General features: G+C 72.5%; 15 protein-coding genes. 3 read left to right on the top strand and 12 right to left on the bottom strand.

Annotated features, from left to right (window positions below; translation table 11 throughout):
- Positions 1-108: 108 nt before the first annotated feature.
- From Q0L15_RS12750 to Q0L15_RS12705, 10 genes are all read right to left on the bottom strand, one after another.
- Positions 109-3,039 carry a molybdopterin cofactor-binding domain-containing protein gene (locus tag Q0L15_RS12750; protein WP_296604819.1) on the bottom strand — a complete coding sequence of 977 codons (2,931 nt, stop codon included), beginning with the start codon at positions 3,037-3,039 and terminating at the stop codon, positions 109-111.
- Positions 3,036-3,761, bottom strand: a complete 726-nt coding sequence (locus tag Q0L15_RS12745) for an FAD binding domain-containing protein (protein ID WP_296604818.1) — start codon at positions 3,759-3,761, stop codon at positions 3,036-3,038. Before Q0L15_RS12745 ends, Q0L15_RS12750 begins: the two co-directional genes overlap by 4 nt.
- Positions 3,762-3,783: 22 nt before the next feature.
- Positions 3,784-4,761: an ornithine carbamoyltransferase gene (locus Q0L15_RS12740; protein WP_296604817.1), complete on the bottom strand. Its 978-nt coding sequence runs from the start codon at positions 4,759-4,761 to the stop codon at positions 3,784-3,786.
- Positions 4,762-4,776: 15 nt separating this feature from the next.
- Positions 4,777-5,730 (bottom strand): aspartate carbamoyltransferase, encoded by a 954-nt coding sequence (gene pyrB / locus Q0L15_RS12735; protein WP_296604816.1) that lies wholly within the window; start codon positions 5,728-5,730, stop codon positions 4,777-4,779.
- 16 nt (positions 5,731-5,746) lie between these two features.
- A complete protein-coding gene (locus Q0L15_RS12730) occupies positions 5,747-6,748 on the bottom strand; it encodes an LLM class flavin-dependent oxidoreductase (protein WP_296604815.1) in 1,002 nt (333 codons plus the stop codon).
- Entirely contained in the window at positions 6,745-8,040 is a 1,296-nt protein-coding gene (locus tag Q0L15_RS12725; protein ID WP_296604814.1) for an amidohydrolase family protein, read from the bottom strand. Before Q0L15_RS12725 ends, Q0L15_RS12730 begins: the two co-directional genes overlap by 4 nt.
- Positions 8,041-8,210: 170 nt before the next feature.
- The gene (locus tag Q0L15_RS12720; RefSeq protein WP_296604813.1) at positions 8,211-9,566 is read right to left on the bottom strand and encodes a pyridoxal-phosphate dependent enzyme; all 1,356 of its coding nucleotides are present in this window, start codon (positions 9,564-9,566) and stop codon (positions 8,211-8,213) included.
- A gap of 7 nt (positions 9,567-9,573) precedes the next feature.
- Positions 9,574-11,109, bottom strand: a complete 1,536-nt coding sequence (locus tag Q0L15_RS12715; protein WP_296604812.1) for a pyridoxal-phosphate dependent enzyme — start codon at positions 11,107-11,109, stop codon at positions 9,574-9,576.
- A 28-nt stretch (positions 11,110-11,137) separates the two neighbouring features.
- Positions 11,138-12,508 carry an 8-oxoguanine deaminase gene (locus tag Q0L15_RS12710; protein WP_296604811.1) on the bottom strand — a complete coding sequence of 457 codons (1,371 nt, stop codon included), beginning with the start codon at positions 12,506-12,508 and terminating at the stop codon, positions 11,138-11,140.
- Between the two features lie 92 nt (positions 12,509-12,600).
- Positions 12,601-12,963, bottom strand: a complete 363-nt coding sequence (locus Q0L15_RS12705) for a YciI family protein (protein WP_296604810.1) — start codon at positions 12,961-12,963, stop codon at positions 12,601-12,603.
- A gap of 149 nt (positions 12,964-13,112) precedes the next feature.
- Here Q0L15_RS12705 and Q0L15_RS12700 point away from each other — a divergent pair, with 149 nt between their 5' ends.
- On the top strand, positions 13,113-13,577 hold the full coding sequence (locus Q0L15_RS12700; protein ID WP_296604809.1) for a hypothetical protein: 465 nt from the start codon (positions 13,113-13,115) through the stop codon (positions 13,575-13,577).
- 4 nt (positions 13,578-13,581) lie between these two features.
- Here the strand turns inward: Q0L15_RS12700 and Q0L15_RS12695 are convergent, their stop codons facing one another.
- Entirely contained in the window at positions 13,582-14,094 is a 513-nt protein-coding gene (locus Q0L15_RS12695) for a MarR family transcriptional regulator (protein ID WP_296604808.1), read from the bottom strand.
- Between the two features lie 105 nt (positions 14,095-14,199).
- Between Q0L15_RS12695 and Q0L15_RS12690 the strand changes: the two genes are divergently transcribed.
- Both Q0L15_RS12690 and Q0L15_RS12685 read left to right on the top strand, forming a co-directional pair.
- A complete protein-coding gene (locus tag Q0L15_RS12690) occupies positions 14,200-14,775 on the top strand; it encodes an NAD(P)-binding domain-containing protein (protein ID WP_296604807.1) in 576 nt (191 codons plus the stop codon).
- Positions 14,776-14,812: 37 nt separating this feature from the next.
- Positions 14,813-15,967, top strand: a complete 1,155-nt coding sequence (locus Q0L15_RS12685; protein ID WP_296604806.1) for a luciferase family protein — start codon at positions 14,813-14,815, stop codon at positions 15,965-15,967.
- A 4-nt stretch (positions 15,968-15,971) separates the two neighbouring features.
- Here the strand turns inward: Q0L15_RS12685 and Q0L15_RS12680 are convergent, their stop codons facing one another.
- Positions 15,972-17,690: an NAD(P)/FAD-dependent oxidoreductase gene (locus Q0L15_RS12680; RefSeq protein ID WP_296604805.1), complete on the bottom strand. Its 1,719-nt coding sequence runs from the start codon at positions 17,688-17,690 to the stop codon at positions 15,972-15,974.
- Positions 17,691-17,775 lie beyond the last annotated feature (85 nt).

Genomic DNA, 17,775 nt, shown 5'->3' with positions numbered 1-17,775 from the left:
CACCGCCGCGATCCGCCCGTCGCGCACCAGCACGTCGGCACGCCACGCACTCCCCCCGTCCACGACAGTGCCGCCGCGGACCAGCAGGTCGCTGCTCATCGCGGCCGGCTAGGCGTCGGTGGCGTGGAGCGCCCGCCACACCCGCTCAGGTGTCATCGGCAGCTCGTCGACGGTGACCCCGGTGGCGTCGAGGATCGCGTTGCGCACGGCAGGCGCCACCCCGTCGATCGCGATCTCGCCGATCGACTTGGCGCCGAACGGGCCGCTCGGCTCCATCGTCTGCACGAGGAAGACCTCCATCGGGGGCGTGTCGTCGGCCCGGAAGATCCAGTACGGCCCGATGCGCGCGTTCACCGCACGGCCCACCTCGTCGAGGACCAGGTCCTCGGTGAGCGCGTAGCCGAGCGCCTGCACCATCGCGCCCTCGACCTGGCCGCTGGCGGTCGTCGGGTTGATGACGACGCCGGCGTCGACGGCCATCACGAGCCTGGTGACCGTGACCTGGCCGGTCTCGACGTCGACCTCGATCTCGACCGTCTGCGCGGCGAACGGCGGCGGGGACTCCCCGGACACGTGCGACGCGGTCGCCATGATCTGCTCCTGGTCCTCCAGGTGCAGGGCGTGCAGGGCCACCTCCTCGAGCGTGACCGAGCGACCGTCGGGCGCCCACGCCTGCTTGTGGTGCAGCTCGATCCCGCTCGGGTCGTCGAGGCCGAGCAGCCGGGCGGCGCGCAGCACGATCCGCTCGCGCACGGCCTCGGAGGCCTTCTTCACCGCCATCCCCGAGATGTACGTCGTGCTGTCGGCGTAGGCCCCGACGTCGAACGGCGTCAGGTCGGTGTCCGCGGCGTACACGATGATGTCGTCGGCCTCGACGCCGAGCACCTCGGCGGCGATCTGGGCCAGCACGGTGTCCGCGCCGGTGCCGAGGTCGGTGGCGCCGAACAGCAGGTTGAACGACCCGTCGTCGTTCATCTTGATCGACGCCCCGCCCATGTCGAGGTTGGGGATCGCCGTGGCCTGCATGCAGAGGGCGAACCCGATCCCCCGCCGGATGTGGGGCCGGTCGGGCGGCCGCTTCCAGCTGGGGTCGTGGCGCCGCTCCCAGCCGATCGCGCGCAGCGCCTGGGCGACGCACTCGTCGGTGGCGCAGCTGGTCACCCGCGGCACGTCGCCGGCGACCTCCGCGGCGCCGCGCTCGCCGAGCGCGGGCAGGATGTCGAGCGGGTCGCCCGCGCGCACCCAGTTCTTCCGACGCAGCTCGACCGGGTCCATGCCGAGGCCGTAGGCGACGTCGTCCATGAGCGACTCGAGGGCGAACAGCGCCTGCGGTGCGCCGTAGCCGCGGAACGCACCGGCGACCGGGCGGTTCGTGTACGCCACGTCGGCGTGGTACCGCTTGGCCGGGCAGTTGTACTGCGAGAGCCCGCGCTGGCCGGAGACCGACTGCACCGTGAACCCGTGCGTCGCGAACGGCCCGGTGTTGCCGACCACCCGGTGGTCGAGCCCCAGCAGCCGGCCCTCGTCGTCGACGGCGGCGCGGAACGTCACGGTCTGGGCGTGCCGGATACGGGCGGAGACGAACTCCTCCTCGCGGGTCAGCTCGAGCCGGACCGGCCGACGGGTGGCGAGCACCAGGTGCCCGACCACGTCCTCGAGCAGCATCTCCTGCTTGCCGCCGAAGCCGCCGCCGATGCGGGGCTTGACCACCCGGATCTGCTTGACCGGCAGCCCGAGCAGCGGCGCGACCATCCGCCGGGCGTGGAACGGCACCTGCGTGGAGCTGCGCAGCACCAGCCGCTCGTCCTCGTCCAGCCAGCCGATCGTGATGGCCGGCTCGATCGGGCAGGTGTGCTGCTGCTGGACGTGGAAGGTCCGCTCGAACACGTGCGGGGCCGCGGCGAACGCCGCCTCGACCTGCTCGTCGGGGACGGTCTGGCCGTCGACCTGGCGCGGCATGTTGCGCGAGGCGTCGTGGATGCCCTCGGTGTCGTCCTCGTCGTGGATGACGGGCGCTCCGGGCTGGATGGCCTCGACCTCGTCGAAGACCGCGGGCAGCACGTCGTAGGTGACCTTGATGCGCCGACACGCCTCCGCGGCGATCTCGAGGCTCTCCGCGGCGACGGCTGCGACCCGGTCGCCGACGTGGCGGACCTTGTCGTCGAAGCTCACCTGGTCCCACGGCCGCGGGTTGGGCCAGCTCTGGCCACCGGAGGCGTACTTCACCCGCGCGGTGTTGAACGCGTGCAGCACGGCGTGGACGCCCGGCAGGGCACGGGCCTCGGAATCGTCGATGGCCACGATGCGCGCGTGGGCGTGCGGGCTGCGCAGGATCTTGGCGTAGAGCGTGCCGCGCAGCTCGATGTCGTCGACGAACGCCGGGTTGCCCTTGACCAGCTTGACGGCGTCCACCTTCGCGGCGCCGGTCCCGACGACGCTCGTGGGCGGTACGTCGGCCGAGGGGACGATCCGGGGAGCCGCGGGTGCGGCCTCGGGGACCGGCGCGGTGCCGCCCTCGGTGAGGCGCTCGACGACCACCGGCGCCATCGGTTCCGGCTTCTCCCCACGCAGCAGCGCCGCTGCGCGCTGGACCGCGTCGACGACCTTCACGTAGCCGGTCTCCCGGTCGAGGATCCCCGAGAACGCGTCCCGGATCTCCCACTCCGTCGGGTCGGGCACCCGCTCCAGCAGCGCCTGGGTCGCGAGCACCATCGCCCCGGCCGAGTAGCCGGACTGCAGCGCGCCGGACTCGACGAACGCGGCCTGGATGGGGTGCAGCTCACCGGCGGCCACGTTCAGCGACTCCGCCGTGGTGACGGCGTGCCCGCCGGCCTGGGCGGCGAGCAGCACGTCGGAGGACACCAACCGGCCGTCGAGCAGCACGGCCGCGGCGCCGGTCTCACCGGTCTCCGACCCGAACTTCACGCTGAAGCAGCCCAGCCGCCGCAGGACGGTGAGCAGCGAGTCGCCGGGCGCGCACACCACGCGCTGCGGGACGCCGTTGAGGGTCAGCTCGAGATCCATCGTCGCGCCGCTCATGAGATCGCCTCCACCACGCGAGCCGTCAGGACGTCGGCCAGGGCCCGGCGGTACTCCCCGGACCCTCGGAAATCACTCGGTGGGTGCAGCTCGTCGCCGGCGCGCACCAGCACCGGGGTGGCGGCGACGCCGGACAGGGCGATCCGACAGCCGTCCTGCACCGTCCGGGCGAACGCCGCGACGATCGCGCGGTCGGCGGGTGTGCGAGCGGTGTGAGCGGCCGCGGCGTCGCCGTCGGTCCGTAGCGCGACCGCGGTCACGAGGTGCCCGGGCTCGAGGGGCAGCCCGTCCAGGAACGCCTCGAGTGCGACCGCGTCGGACCCGCCGCTGCTCTCGACATGGACGACCGCCTCGTGCACCAGGAGCGACGCCACCAGCTCGCTCTCCCAGTCGGCTGCCAGGAGGCAGCCCCCGAGCGTGCCCTGGGCGCGCAGCGTGCTCGGCCGCTCACGCCGGGCCGCCTCGCGCACGACAGCGGGCACACGCCGGTCGTCCGAGATCGCCTGCAGCGTCGTCATCGCGCCGATCCGCAGCCCGTGCTCTCCCTCGGCCCGGATGCCGTCGAGATGCAGCGCCTGCAGGTCCACCACCTCGACCTGGCGCGTCGAGGTGTCGCCGGCGAGCCGCGTGCCACCGGCGAGCGCGACCGCGCCGGACCAGGACAGCAGCTCGAGGGCCTCGTCCATCGTCGAGGGACGCGCGTAGGCAGAAACCGTCACCATCGTGCCACCGTCCTCCCGGGCCTCAGCCCATCGTCAGTGCCATCACGGCCTTCTGGCCGTGCAGGCGGTTCTCGGCCTGGTCGAAGACCGCGCTGAGCGGCCCGTCGATCACGCCGTCGGTCACCTCGGTGCCGCGCTCGCCCGGCAGCGGGTGCATGTAGATCGCGTCGTCGGCCGCGGTGTCGAGCCGGCGCTCGTCGGCGATCCAGTCGCCGTAGGAGTCGACGAGCCGCTTCTCCTCCTCCACGTCGGAGGTGGTCATCACCGCGCCCCAGCTCTTGGCGTAGACGACGTCGGTCCCGCGGATGCCCGCGTCGAAGTCGTCCATCAGCTCGAACGAGGCACGTCCGAGCCGGGCGTTCTCGCGCGCCTGCTCGACGTACTCCGGCATCAGGGCGAACTCGGGCGGGTGCACCAGGCGGACGTTCATGCCGAACCGCGGGAGCAGCATGATCAGGCTGTGCGGCACGCTGAGCGGCTTGGAGTAGGTCTTGGCGCACGCCCAGCTGATCGTGGCGGTCCGGCCGCGGGGGTCGCCGAACCGCTCGATGATCGTCATCAGGTCGGCCAGCGCCTGGTGCGGGTGGAAGTGGTCGCACTGCATGTTGAGCACGGGCACCCGGCTCGCGGCCGCCACGGCGCGGATGTAGTCGTTGCCCACGCCCCAGTCGACGTTGCGGATCGCGATGCCGTCGTTGTAGCGGCCGAGGATCTCGCCGATCTCCGTCGCGGTGTCGCCGTGGGCGATCTGGGTGGACTTGCTCTCGATGAACTGCGCGTGCCCGCCGAGCTGGGCCATCCCGGCCTCGAACGAGGCACGGGTGCGGGTGCTGGCGAAGAAGAACAGCATCGCCAGCACCTTGTCGCGCAGGTAGGGGTGCGGCTGGCCGAGGGCGCGGTCCCGCTTCAGCGCGAACGCCACGTCGAGCACGGTGTCGATCTCGTCGCGGGTCCACTCCTGGAAGTCGATGACGTCGCGGCCCCGGAGGTGCGTCTGCATCGGTCCCCCTCCCGGCTACTCGACCGCGCCGAGGACGAGCGCCAGCAGCGCCATCCGCACCGAGACGCCGTTGGCGGCCTCGGCCCAGTAGCGCGCGTGCCGGGTGCTGTCGACGTCAGGGGACAGCTCGTCCATCCGCGGCAGGGAGTGCAGGACGATCGAGTCCTGCTTGGCCTTCTCGTGCAGCAGTCGCCGGGTCACCTGGTACGCCGGTGGCGTGGTGCCCTTCTCCGCCGTGGGGTCCACGCGCGACTGGGTGTAGTCGGCCTGGACGATCGGCTCCATGTAGATGACGTCGGCCTCGGCGATGCACTCCTGGACCGACTCGACCTCGCGGTAGTTCACGCTCCGCTCGGCGATCTCCTCCTTGAAGTCGTCGCGCAGGGCCAGCTCGGGCGGGCACACGACGAACGTCTCCATGTCGAACTGCGAGGACGCGTAGAGGATCGAGTGCATCGTCCGCATCCGCATGTCGCCGACCAGCAGCATCTTCAGCCCGTCGAGCGTGCCCTTGTCGCGCCAGATCGTGTACAGGTCGGTGAGCACCTGGGTGGGGTGCTCGCCCCAGCCGTCACCGCAGTTGATCACCGGCACCGACGCCCAGTGCGCGGCCTCCTGGGGAGCCCCCTGGACGTGGGAGCGCATCGCGATGACGTCGCCGTAGAACTCCAGCATCTTGACGGTGTCCTTCATCGACTCCTGGTAGAAGTCGCCGGCGCGGGTCATCTTGGCGTCGGAGAACCCGAGGACGTGACCGCCGAGGCGGTGCATGGCGGCCTCGGTCGACAGACGGGTGCGGGTGCTGGGCTGGTAGAAGGCAGTGAGGAGCGTCTTGTGCTTCAACAGGTCTCCGTTGCGCCGGTTCTCGGCGTGAGGGCGCAGCTCCTCGGCCACCTGGAAGATCCGGAAGAAGTCGTCGCGCTCGAAATCCTTCAGGGACAGGATGTCGCGGCCCAGGAAGCTCCTCATCGTGTGCTCTCTCTAGTTAGACACCGAAGGTGTCGATCATCAGTCGGACATCGTCGCCGAGCGGGTACAGGACGGGGCAGGTCGCGCCCGCCTCGACGTACTCGGCGACCTTGGCGCGGCACTCCTCCGGGCTGCCGGAGGCGGTGATCTGCTGCACCACGTCATCGGGGACCAGCCGCATGGCGCGGAGGATCTCGTCGCGCTCGGCGGGCCAGGTCAGGACCTTGCCGATCTCCTCGATCAGGGCGGGGTCGACGCCGCTGGCCTTCATGATGTGCGGCTGCTGGCCGAGGTACTGCGTGAGCAGCTCGCGGGCGCGATCGAGGGCGACCGCGCGGTCGCGGTCGACCGAGCACACCAAGAGCTGCGGGCGGTCGAGGTCGTCGACCGACCGGCCGGCCTTGGCCGCACCGGCAGCGAGCGCCGTCATCGCCTGCGCGTTGTAGGCCGGCGCGACCATGTAGTTGAGCAGCACGCCGTCGGCGATCTCCCCGGCCAGCTCCATCATCTGCATCCCGGTCGCACCGATGTAGATCGGCACGTGCTTGGGTGAGCGGTCGCCGTGGACGATGTCGATCTCGACGTCGTCGAGGTGCACGAACTCGCCGTCGTAGGTGACCCGCTCCATCGCCAGCAACCGACGGGTGGCCTCGACGGTCTCCCGCATCGCGCGCAGCGGCTTGCGCCGGTCGACCCCGACCTTCGTCGCCAGTGGCTCCCACCAGGCGCCGAGCCCGAGCATCACCCGGCCGGGGGCGAGCTCGTCGAGCGTCGAGAAGGTCGCCGCGAGCAGCCCCACGTTGCGGGTCCAGATCGGCACGATGCCCGAGCCGACCTTGATCCGGCTGGTGACCGCGGCGTACGCCGCCATCGGGACCGTCGCCTCGCGGACCAGCCGGCTCTCGGCCTGCCAGACCGCGTCGAAGCCGCGCTCCTCGGCGTAGCGGGCGTACTCCATCGCCTCGCGCAGCGGGTGGAGGTCTTGGAGGTAGAGCGCCACTCTCGCCTGGTGGTTCATCGTCTGCTCCTCGTCGAATCGGCCATCGGTGTGAAGTCGTGGGCCGGGATCTCCTCCATCCGGGCCCACAGCCGCTCGGCCTCGGCGGCGCCCTCGGCGGCGACCTCGGCCTCGTCGACCCGGGTCGACCGTCGGTCGGCGACGACCAGCTCGCCGGCGACCAGCACGTCGCGGACCTGGGCCGAGGAGAGGCCGAAGACCCAGTGACCGACCAGGTTCTCGGCCGTCACCGGGGTCGGCGTCGGGTAGTCGAGGACGACGAGGTCGGCCGGTGCGCCGGGGCGGACCGTGCCGAGCAGCGGCTCGCCGTGCATGTCGCCGGCGAACCGGGCGCCCTCGGCGAGCCGCACGAGCGGCCAGTCCCCCGGCGTCGCGACGTCGGCCTCCCGGGCACGGAAGAACCCGACCTGCGACTCGGCGAACAGGTCCCCGCCGATGCCGTCGGTGCCCAGGGCGACCCGGGCGCCGGCGCCGCGCCCGAGGTGGTTGAACGGCGAGTGACCGACGGCGTTGTTCATGTTGCTGCGCGGGTTGCAGACCACGGTCGCGCCGGTGTCGCCGACGGCGTGCATCTCCGCCGGGGCGACGTGGACGCCGTGGGCGAGCAGCGCCCGGTCGGTCAGCACACCGGCGCGGTCGAGCCGCTCGACCACGCCGTGGACGGCGCGGGCGTGGGCGTCGTCCTGGTCGGCGGCGTCCTCGGCGACGTGGATGTGGATGCCGACGCCGTCACCGCGGGCCGCGTCCACCAGCTGCTCGAGCGTCGCGTCGCAGAGCGTGAACGACGCGTGCGCGCCCATCATGCCGCGGGCCAGGCCGTCCGCCCTCGTGACGAAGCGGCGGTTCTCGGCGATGCCGGCCGCGGCCCGGTCGAGACCGTCGCGGTCGCTGACCTCGTAGCACAGGACGCTGCGCACCCCGAGCTGGTCGAGGGTCTCGGCGATGATGTCCAGCGACCCGTCGATCGCGTACGGCGAGGCGTGGTGGTCGACGATCGTGGTGGTCCCGGCACGCAGTGCGTCGAGGCCGCCGCGCAGGGCCGAGGCGCGGATCGCCTGCTCGTCCAGGGCCCGGTCGAGGCGCCACCAGACCCGCTGGAGGATCTCGGTGAACGTGACGGGCGGGGCGAGCCGGTAGGGCATCCCCCGGCTCAGGGCCGAGTAGAGGTGGTGGTGGGCGCAGACGTTGCCCGGGACGATCAGCGTGCCGGTGCAGTCGCGCCGTCGTACGCCGGGCGGGGCGGAGCCCACCTCGACGACCCGGTCGCCGGCGAGCACGACGTCGGCGGTCACGACCTCGGGTGGATCCAGGGCGACGACGACCGTGGCGCCGCACAGCGCTGAGGAAGGGACAGCTTGTCGAATGTCGGCCGCCACGATATGCGCTCCTCTGCTCCGATCCGTCTTTCAGCGTGCTCCGGGGTGGGAGGGCCCGCTAGGGTCCATGGACCTTCGCCGGACCGTCACGGTGACCGCTCGACGCCGGTGAACAGGACGCCCACGCGGGCGTCGGGTCCGACGGTCCCGTCGGCGATCAGCTCGAGCAGGCCGGCCAGGCCCGACGAGCCGGTGGGGTCGACGCAGTAGCCGGCCGCACGGCCGAGGGCGTGGGCGCGTCCGAGCTGCTCCTCGGTCACCACGAGCGGCCTCCCGCCGGTGGTGAGCATCCCGTGCACGACCGCGCGCCAGTCGTAGGTCTCGTCGTCGAGGATGCCGGTGGCGATGCTCCGGGGCTCCTCCTCCCACGGCCACATGAACGCCGAGCGGTGGGCGGCCGCGTGATGGAGGGCAGCGTCGATCTCCGCCCTGCCCGGCGACTCGGGCAGGGCGGCGCGGACCCGGGTGTAGGCCCGCTCCAGCGGGTGCCCGCCCGTCGTCTGCACGGTGTGCACATGCGGCCGGTGGGCCAGCGCGCCGAGCTCGGCGGCCTCGTCGAGCGCCTGGAGGCAGGCGCTCGCGAGGGCGCCCCCGCCGACCTGGACGACCAGGTGGTCGAGCTCGATGCTCGCGCTGCGCAGGTCGGAGACGATCTCGTAGCCCAGCGTCTCCCCGCCCTCGATCACCAGGCCGTTCTCGTTGCCCTGGCAGGTGAACGGAAGCGCACCCGCCGACAGCTCCGTCTGCAGGCGGAGGTAGGCCGGATCGCCGCCGGTGCCCGGCGTACGCGCGCAGGTGACCACGTCGGCGCCGAGGTCGCGGAGCGCGCCGAGCACCACCAGGTCGGCCTCGACCGGCACGAAGACCCGGAGCCGCCGGTCGGCGGCTCGCGCGACGACCGCGGCCGCGAGCGCCGCGTTGCCGCAGCTGGCGATCGCCAGGTCGGGCCGGTGCGCCGGGTCGGCGAGCCCGAGGCGCTCGGCGACCTCGAGGTGCAGGAGCACGCCCATCAGGTGGCGGCCCTTGTGGGACCCGGCGACGTTGTGGGTCTCGTCCTTCAGCCACACACCACCGGACGCGGAGAAGCCGAGCTCCCGGGAGAGCGTGTCGTCGCGACCGAACGGCGTGACCCGGAAGCCCCCGCCGGCCACCCGCGCCACCGACTCGTCCAGGCGGACGACGATCTCGGCCACCTCGTCGTCGCCCAGCCCACCCGCCGTGGCGCGGTGCTGGCTGTGCAGGAGCCCGCGGTAGCGGAGGAACGGGGAGTCGTCGCCGGCCGGGCCGTCGGGGAACTCGACCAGCTCGTGGTCCAGGACGCGCACGAGGACATGGTCGACGTCCCCGATCCCGGCCTGGGGGCAGCGGAACGGGTAGGGGTCACCCCGGTCCGGTGCGGCACCGCAGCCCCAGCAGACGAGCCGGCTGGCCGGCGCGTCCATGCCCGACCTACCGGGCCCCGACGCCGCCGGCGAGGACGCCGGTGCGCGCGTTGAAGTCGGTGATCATCTCGTCCCAGACCTCGATGCGGGCGTGGAGGCCGGTCCAGAACGCCGGGTCCCGCCGGGCGACGAAGTCCTCGAGTGAGGTGCCGCGCTGCTCGACCCACGTGTAGTAGCCGAGGTCGAAGATCCGGTCCCGGTCGCGGCTCGTGGTCTCGAGCAGGTCGCTGGTGTCCGCGCCGAGCATCCACCGGCCGAACGCGCCGGCGGCCGCCGCCTCGTCGAACCCGTCGGCGAAGTCGCGGGCCAGCACACGGTCGCGCTCGCTCTGGTACATCGGGGCGCCGTCGGTGGCCACCGTGACGATCACGTCGTCCGGACCGAGGTCGAGGTGCTTGGCGACCTTCACCGCGGCGAGGATGTTGCAGATGCTCGAGAGGCCGAACGACGGCAGCGCGGCGAGCGCCGCCTCCGGGACCCCGCGCCGCTCGGCGAGGTAGGCCAGGCCGGCCGGCGCGCTGAAGAGCACCCCGAGCTGGTCGGTCGCCCGGTCGGTGATCGCCGTGACGACGTCGGTGTTGTGGACGTGGTGGATCAGCGGCACGTGCTTGTCGCCGATGCCCTGGATGTTGTGCTCGCCGAAGCCGTTGCGCAGCAACGTGGGGCACTCCAGCGCCTCGACGGCGACGATCGCGGCGCCGTACTCGCTCTTGAGGTGGTCGCCGGCCCCGAGCGTCCCGGCGGAGCCGGACGCCGAGACGAAGGCCCGCAACCGCAGTCGCGGATCGGTCTCGCGCAGGTGCTCGTAGACCGCGCCCAGGGCCCGGCCGGTGCACAGCCAGTGCACGAGGTGGTTGCCGAGCTCCGCGAACTGGTTGAGGATCACGTTCCCCGGGTCGCCGGCCAGCTCGTCGCAGGCCTCGTAGATCTCGCGGACGTTGCTCTCCGTGCCGGGTGTCGTGACGATGTCGTCGGGCGAGACCACCCACTGCCGCAGCCAGTCGAAGCGCTCCTGGCTCATGCCCTCGGGCAGGACGGCGACGCCTCGACAGCCCAGGATCCGCGAGATGGCCACGCCGCCGCGACAGTAGTTGCCGGTCGAGGGCCAGACCGCGCGCTGGCTGGCCGGGTCGAAGGTGCCGGTCACGATCCGCGGGGCCAGGCAGCCGTAGGCCGCGAGCACCTTGTGGGCGCGGATCATCGGGAACCGGTCGCCGAGGGCGACCACGATCCGGGCGTCGACCCCGGTGAGCTCCTTCGGGAGCACGACGTGGGCGGGCACGGTCGCACGCGAGGTGCGGTCGGCGTCGTTGTACCAGTGGATGCGGAACAGGTTGCGCGGGTCGGCCTCGTCGGGCCCGACCCCGGCCAGGGCCGCGGCCGTCGGGGCCGGGATCCGGGCGGGGTCGGCCAGCTCCGCGAACGTCGGCAGCACGATGCCGGCGTCCCGGAAGTGCGCGACGGCACGGTCCCGGACGGCCGCGTCGACGAGGTGGGTCTCGACGCCCAGCGACGATCTCGGTGACGAGCCGGATGTGGACATGAGTGCTCCGTTCCTTGCTGGGTCCTTCTCAGGCCAGCCGTTGCAGACGGCTGGCGGCGGCGCGGTGGCGGCGGAGGACGTCCTCCAGGCCGGGGTGCACGAGCGCGCCGTCCTCGACGACGGGACGACCCGCGACGACGGTGTGCCGGGCCGCGACCGGCCCGCAGCGCAGCCAGGCCTCGACCGGGTCGGTGAGCGCCCCGGCGAACGCGATGCCGGAGAGGGGCCAGCACACGAGATCGCCGACGGCGCCCACGGTGAGCGTGCCGAGCTCCCCCGTCCGGCCCAGGCAGGCGGCGGACCCGCGGGTGGCGATGTCGAGCGCGTCGCGGGCGGTCATCCCCGTGGGGCCCTTGCGCTGGTGGCCGAGGAGCAGCGCCGTGCGGGCCTCGAGCCAGAGCGAGGCGTGGTCGGTGGACGAGGACCCGTCGCAGCCGAGGCCGACCGGGGCCCCGGCTGCGCGCAGCTCGACGACCGGGGCCATCCCGCCGCCTCCGATCATCATGTTCGACGACGGGCAGTGCGCGACGCCGACGCCGGCGGCACCGAGCCGGCGGATCTCGTCCTCGTTGGGATAGATGCAGTGCGCCACCCAGCTGCGGTCGGTCATCCACCCGACGTCCTCGAAGTGGTCGATGGTCCGCCGACCGAAGGCCTTCGCCGCGAAGCGGTCCTCGTCGGGGTCCTCGGCCAGGTGGGTGTGGAGTCGCACGTCGAGTCGCTCGGCCAGCTCCGCCGTACGCCGCATCAGGTCGGAGGAGACCGAGAACGGCGAGCAGGGGGCGAGCGCGACCCGCACCATCGCGCCCCAGGACCGGTCGTGGTGGCGGGCCACGAGCCGCTCGCTGTCGGCGAGGATCTCGTCGTCGTCCTGGACGACCGAGTCCGGCGGGAGACCGCCGTCCTTCTGCGACAGGCTCATCGACCCCCGGGTGGGGTGGAAGCGCATCCCGAGCTCGGTCGCGGCGGTGATCTCCGCGGAGATCAGGTCACCGCTGCCTCGTGGGTGCACGTAGAGGTGGTCGGTGGTGGTCGTGCAGCCGCCGAGCGCCAGCTCGGCCAGGCCCACCCACGCCGAGAGGTACGCCGCCTCCTCGTCCAGGCCCGACCAGAGCGGGTAGAGCGTGGTCAGCCACGTGAACAGCGAGGTGTTGACCGAGGGCCGGTGGGCGCGCGTGAGGTTCTGGTAGATGTGGTGGTGGGTGTTGATCAGGCCCGGTGTGACCAGGCACCCGTCCGCCCGCAGCACCCGCTGCGCCACCGGCTTCTGGTCACCCGGCCCGCCCACGGCCGCGACCAGGCCTCCGTCGAGGGCGACCCAGCCCCCGGCGAGCTCACGGTCTGCGGTGTCGAGTGTGACGACAAGCTCGGCCCCGTCGATCAACAGCTCGACGGTCACACTGTGACGCTAGCCATCCTCGATGCGCGCGTCAGCCGAATGGGCCTGCCCGTGCGTGAGACAGGTCGCACCGCGACACGCCGCACGCATGATCAGGCGAGCCCCTCGAACGGGCGGACCTCGACCTTGCCGCGGCAGGCCTTCGAGCCCGCGGCCGCCAGCCGGAGGGCGACGTCGAGGTCGGGTGCCTCGATCACCCAGAACCCGCCGATGAGCTCCTTGGTCTCGAGGTAGGGCCCGTCGGTCACCAACGGCGTCTCGCCCTGGCCGTCGACGACCGTGGCGGTCGCGGCCGGCTCGAGCCCGCCACCGAAGACCCAGTAGCCGTCGGCCTTGAGCTGGTCGTTGAAGGCGCCGGTGTCGGCGAAGGCCTTCTCCATCTCCTCGCGTGAGGCGTAGTTGCCGAACTCGTTGCGCTCGGCAGGTCCGTGCACGGACAGCAGGTAGTGCGTCATCGCAGATGTCTCCTCGGTCTCGCGGCGGTCCCGGTGATCGCCGTACATCCTGACCACGAACGGGCTCTCGCCGATGCGACAACCTGCCACATCCCGCCGCCGACGCAACGCGCTCGCGCGGGGTGGGCGGGTTCTGCTACACCGGCACCGTGATCGATCGAGCGCGCCGAGTCGTCGCCGCCCTGCTGGCCGTGGGCGTGCTCGCCACCGGGAGCGGATGCGGCTCCGACCCCGGCTCCGCTGCTCGAGAGCCCACCTCGTCCGCGCCGTCGGACCCGTGGGCCGACATCGACACCACGGTGCCCTCGGAGGACCCGGTCGGCACCGTCTACGGCTACGTCCAGGCCATGGCCGCCGGCGACGAGCAGGGTGCGTGCGCGTTCCAGTACCGCGGCTCCTCGGACTTCGACGACGACCCGTGCGTGCTGTCCGACGAGCAGCCCGCCCGCGACGCCCACTGGCCGGCCTCTCGGTGGGAGCAGCTCGCGAGGTACGGGCTCGCGGACTACGTGCCCAGCGAGGACGACCGCGGCTGGGTCGTCGCGCTCCCCCAGGCGCCCGACGCACGCTGGCGGATCCGGCAGGACGACGCGGGCATCTGGCACATCGCCTGAGCGGCTAAGCGCCGCCGTCGAAGAGAGCGGTCATCCGACCCTCCGGGTCGAGCGTGGCGAGCAGGGAGTCCCCGATGGCGCGGAGCTGGCTGAGCTGCTCGCGGGTGAGGGGGTCGAGCACGTGGGTGCGCACGGTCTCGACGTGTCCGGGGGCAGCGTCCACCACCGCATCCCACCCGGCATCGGTCAGGTGCGCGTTGGTCGCGCGGCGGTCCTCGGGACACGGCACGCGCTCGACCAGACCGCGGTCCTCCAGCCGGCGGACGACGTGGGAGAGCCGCGGGAGCGTGGCGTTGGTGCGCTGCGCCAGCGTGGTCATGCGCAGCGTCCGCTCCCGCGCCTCGGAGAGCATGGCGAGCACGAAGTACTCGAAGTGCGTCAACCCCGCCGAACCGCGCAGCTGGGCGTCGAGCACGCCGGGGAGGAGCTCCACCACGGCCACGAGACGCAGCCACGCGTCGCGCTCGGTCTGATCGAGCCACCTGGTCTCTGCGGTCTCCGTGGCCTCTGACTCCATGGGGACAGCCTAGCGGATTAGTTGACGGAACAACTAAACCGTGTAAGGTGTTACTTGAAGCGACAACCAAACGGGTCGGCGGACCCATGACCTCAGGAGCACCCCATGACGATCATCTCCATCATCGGCACCGGCAACATGAGCCAGGCGATCGCCTCCGTCGCAGCGAAGGGCGGCCACAGCGTCCAGCAGCTCGGCCAGGGCGACCTCGACACCGCGATCACCGGCGAGATCGTCGTCCTCGCCGTCCCCTACCCGGCCGTCAGCACCGTCATCGCCCAGCGCGGCGAGCAGCTCGCCGGCAGGATCGTCGTCGACATCACCAACCCCCTGGACTTCGAGACCTTCGACTCCCTGGTCGTCCCGGCCGACAGCTCGGCCGCGGCCGAGATCGCCGCAGCGCTGCCGAGCTCGCGCGTGCTCAAGGCGTTCAACACGAACTTCGCGGGCACCCTCGGCGCCGGCTCGATCGGTGCGCTGACGACGACCGTCCTCATCGCCGGCGACGACGCTGCCGCCAAGGCCGCCCTCGCCGACGTCGTCACCTCCGGTGGACTCAACGCCATCGACGCCGGCTCGCTCAAGCGTGCCCGCGAGCTCGAGGCCGTCGGCTTCCTGCAGCTCACGCTCGCCGCGAACGAGAAGGTCTCCTGGACCGGCGGGTTCGGCGTCGTCGCCTGAGCATCTCCGTCCCCCTACCCTCCGCGAGGAAGCACCGATGACCGTCGACACATTCGCCGCACCCGTGGTCGCGACCCATGGCAGCACCGACCCGACAGCACCGCTCGTCGTCCTGCTGCACGGCCGAGGATCCGACGAGAGCGAGATCCTGGGCCTCGCGCCACACCTCCCGGCCGGGCCGGCGTACGCCGCCGTGCGGGCGCCGATCGCGGAGGGCGGTGGCTACGCGTGGTTCGCCAACCGCGGCGTCGGGCGTCCGGTGGCCGGGTCGCTGCGCGACACGATGGACTGGTTCCGCCACTGGCTCGACGACCTGGCCCCGGCCGGGCGCCCGGTGGTGCTCGTCGGGTTCAGCGGCGGCGCCGCCTTCGCCGGTGGGCTGGTCCTGGACGATCCGGGGCGGTACGCGGGGGCGGCCGTCCTCTTCGGGACCCTGCCCTTCGACGCGGGGCTCACGACCGTGCCCGGGCGACTCGCTCACCTGCCCGTGTTCGTCGCTCAGGGCGACGGTGACCACGTCATCCCTCGCGAGCTGCTCGACCGGACCTGGGGCTACCTGCTCGCGGAGTCGGGGGCGCCCACGGTGGCCCGGCGGGAGCCCGGGGGCCATCAGCTCACCGCCCGGACCGTCCACGACCTCGGCGAGTGGCTCGCGCACCGGCTGGCGTTCGTCGACCACCTCGGCGCGGTCCCCGCAGGGCCGGTCTCGTCGCCGACCTGGCCGACCCTGGCCGGGGGCGAGCTGCCCGTCCGCACCGGCCCGCGGCCCGAGGTGAGCTGGACGATCCCGCAGCAGCAGGAGTCGCAGAACGCGCCGGCCGAGCTGCAGGAGCGCCTCTTCGACGCGGTCCGCGACCTGGCCGGCGTCGAGGTCGGGCCGTCCCGGATCTCGGTGCCCGGCGCGCGGGGCTTCGTCCTACGCGAAGGATCGGCCGACCCGCAGGCGTGGCTCGTGCCCCAGGTCGGGGAGTTCGCCCACCTGCACCCGGCGTACGACGGCTCGCTGCACCTGGTCCTGCCGCCGGAGCTGGCCGCCGACGTGTCGGCCAAGGGCTGGGGCCGCCCCCACATGTGGGCCGGCACGCGCCTCTCCCCCGGCTTCGTGATGGTGCACGGCCCGCGGGACGAGGACGAGCTCGCCGTCGTCCTCGGCATCGTGGCCGCCAGCCACGCCTACGCCAGCAACAGCTGAGCCCTCACCCTGCCGTCGGCGCCACCGCGTGCGGGCGGCGGCGCGCCGGCCGCCGGATGAGCGACCCCGGCTTGGACGCCAGCAGCGGGTCGAAGTCCTCGGTGATCGGCGTCAGGCGCGACTCGTCGACGAACACCGCACCGTCGCGCACCTCCTGCACGAGGTCGCGACCGAGGACGGCGCCGGCGGTGCCCATCCCACCCCAGATGGTGGCGTTGATGCCGAACATGTGCTCGGTGCTGCCGCCGGCGAGGAAGAGCCCCGGGATGTGGGTGGTCACCCGCGGCCGGAACGGGCCGAGGTTCTTGATCAACGGGGCGATGCCGTAGCAGGAGCCGTCGGTGCTCAGCGTGAACCGCTCCTGGGTGATCGGCGTGGACGCCTCGCAGAACACCATCCGCTCGCGCAGGTCGGGGATCATCAGCTCGGCGGTGTCGAGCACCCGCTGGGTGAGCTCGTCCTTGAGCCGTCGGTAGTGCTCGTCACGGCCGTAGCCTGCGCCGTCCACCTGGCCGTCGGGAACGCTCCAGAAGGCGTGGTCCTTCGGCGCCCAGCTGACGAGCTCGAGCGTCGAGTAGCCGGGAGGTGCGGAGTGCGTGCCCTCCGGGTCCTTGGCGGTCGGGCAGCTGATGCCGACCGGCATCCTCTCCGGGCAGCGACCGGCGGCGACCTCGCGGTAGTAGCCGTCGACGTCGTTGGTCGGCCACACCCACGCCAGCGGCGGGGTGTCGCGCTCACGCAGGTCGACGTCGAGCGCGACGTACACCGCGAACATCGGCAGCGTCATCTCGAGGTTCGCCAGGCGACGCCGCAGCCGGCGGGTGAGGTGCTGCTCGCCGACCAGGTCGGCCCAGGTGCGCTTGAAGTCGGCTGCTGAGACGACGACCTCGGAGCGGATCTCCTCCCCACCCCGCAGGCGTACGCCGACCGCTCGACCGTCCTCGATGAGGATCTGCTCGACCCTGGCCTTGGTGCGCACCCGGCCGCCGTGGGTCTGCACGACGTCGGTCAGGTGGGCGCCGATGACCTGCCCGCCGCCGCGCGGGTAGTAGGCACCGGCCTGCAGGTAGTGGTGCAGGAAGCCCGCGTGCATCGCCACCGGCGTGCGGTGCGGTGGCCACGTGTAGTCGCCGTTCTCGGCGAGGATCACGGCCTGCGCGTCGGCACTGAGCCCGCACGCGGCCATCAGCCGCGTGATCGGCCAGATCCCCCAGCGCAGCAGCGCCCACGGCCGCCGGCGCGGCCGCTCGCCGGCCGCGATCGTCCGCATGATCGACACGCAGCGCCGCAGGCCGGCCTCGTCGTCGGGGAAGGCCGCGATCAGTCGGTCGAGGTAGGTGTCCCAGCCGGTCGGGGTCTGGAACGTCGTGCCGGGGACCATGATCTGGCAGTGGCCCTCGGGGCGCTGGCGCAGCCAGTTGATGCGCTCGGTCAGCGCCAGTCCGGTGAGCGCGGTCTGCATCCGGCCGCCGGGGCCGCACTCCCCGACGTAGTGCGTGCCCACGTCGAACTCGAACTTGTTGCCCGCCCGACGGAACACCTGGGTGCTCCCGCCGACGACCTGGTTGGCCTCGAGCACCAGGACGCGCTTGCCGTTCGCCGCGAGGTAGGCGGCGCAGGTCAGCCCGCCGGGGCCGGCACCGACGACGATCACGTCCCAGGTCTCGGGGTCGTCGCTGTCGTGGGGGCCGGCGGCGAGCGGACGATCGGCGGTCTGCGTCATGGCGTCGCCTTTCAGCGAGAGGTTTCTGGAGTCCGACTCTAGATCACTCGCCGGGCCGACGCTGGACGAGACCGTCGAGCGGCAC

Source organism: Nocardioides sp., assembly GCF_024509035.1.
Taxonomy (GTDB): domain Bacteria; phylum Actinomycetota; class Actinomycetes; order Propionibacteriales; family Nocardioidaceae; genus Nocardioides.
Note: the sequence above shows the minus strand (reverse complement) of the source record. Positions and strands in the feature narration are given on the sequence as shown.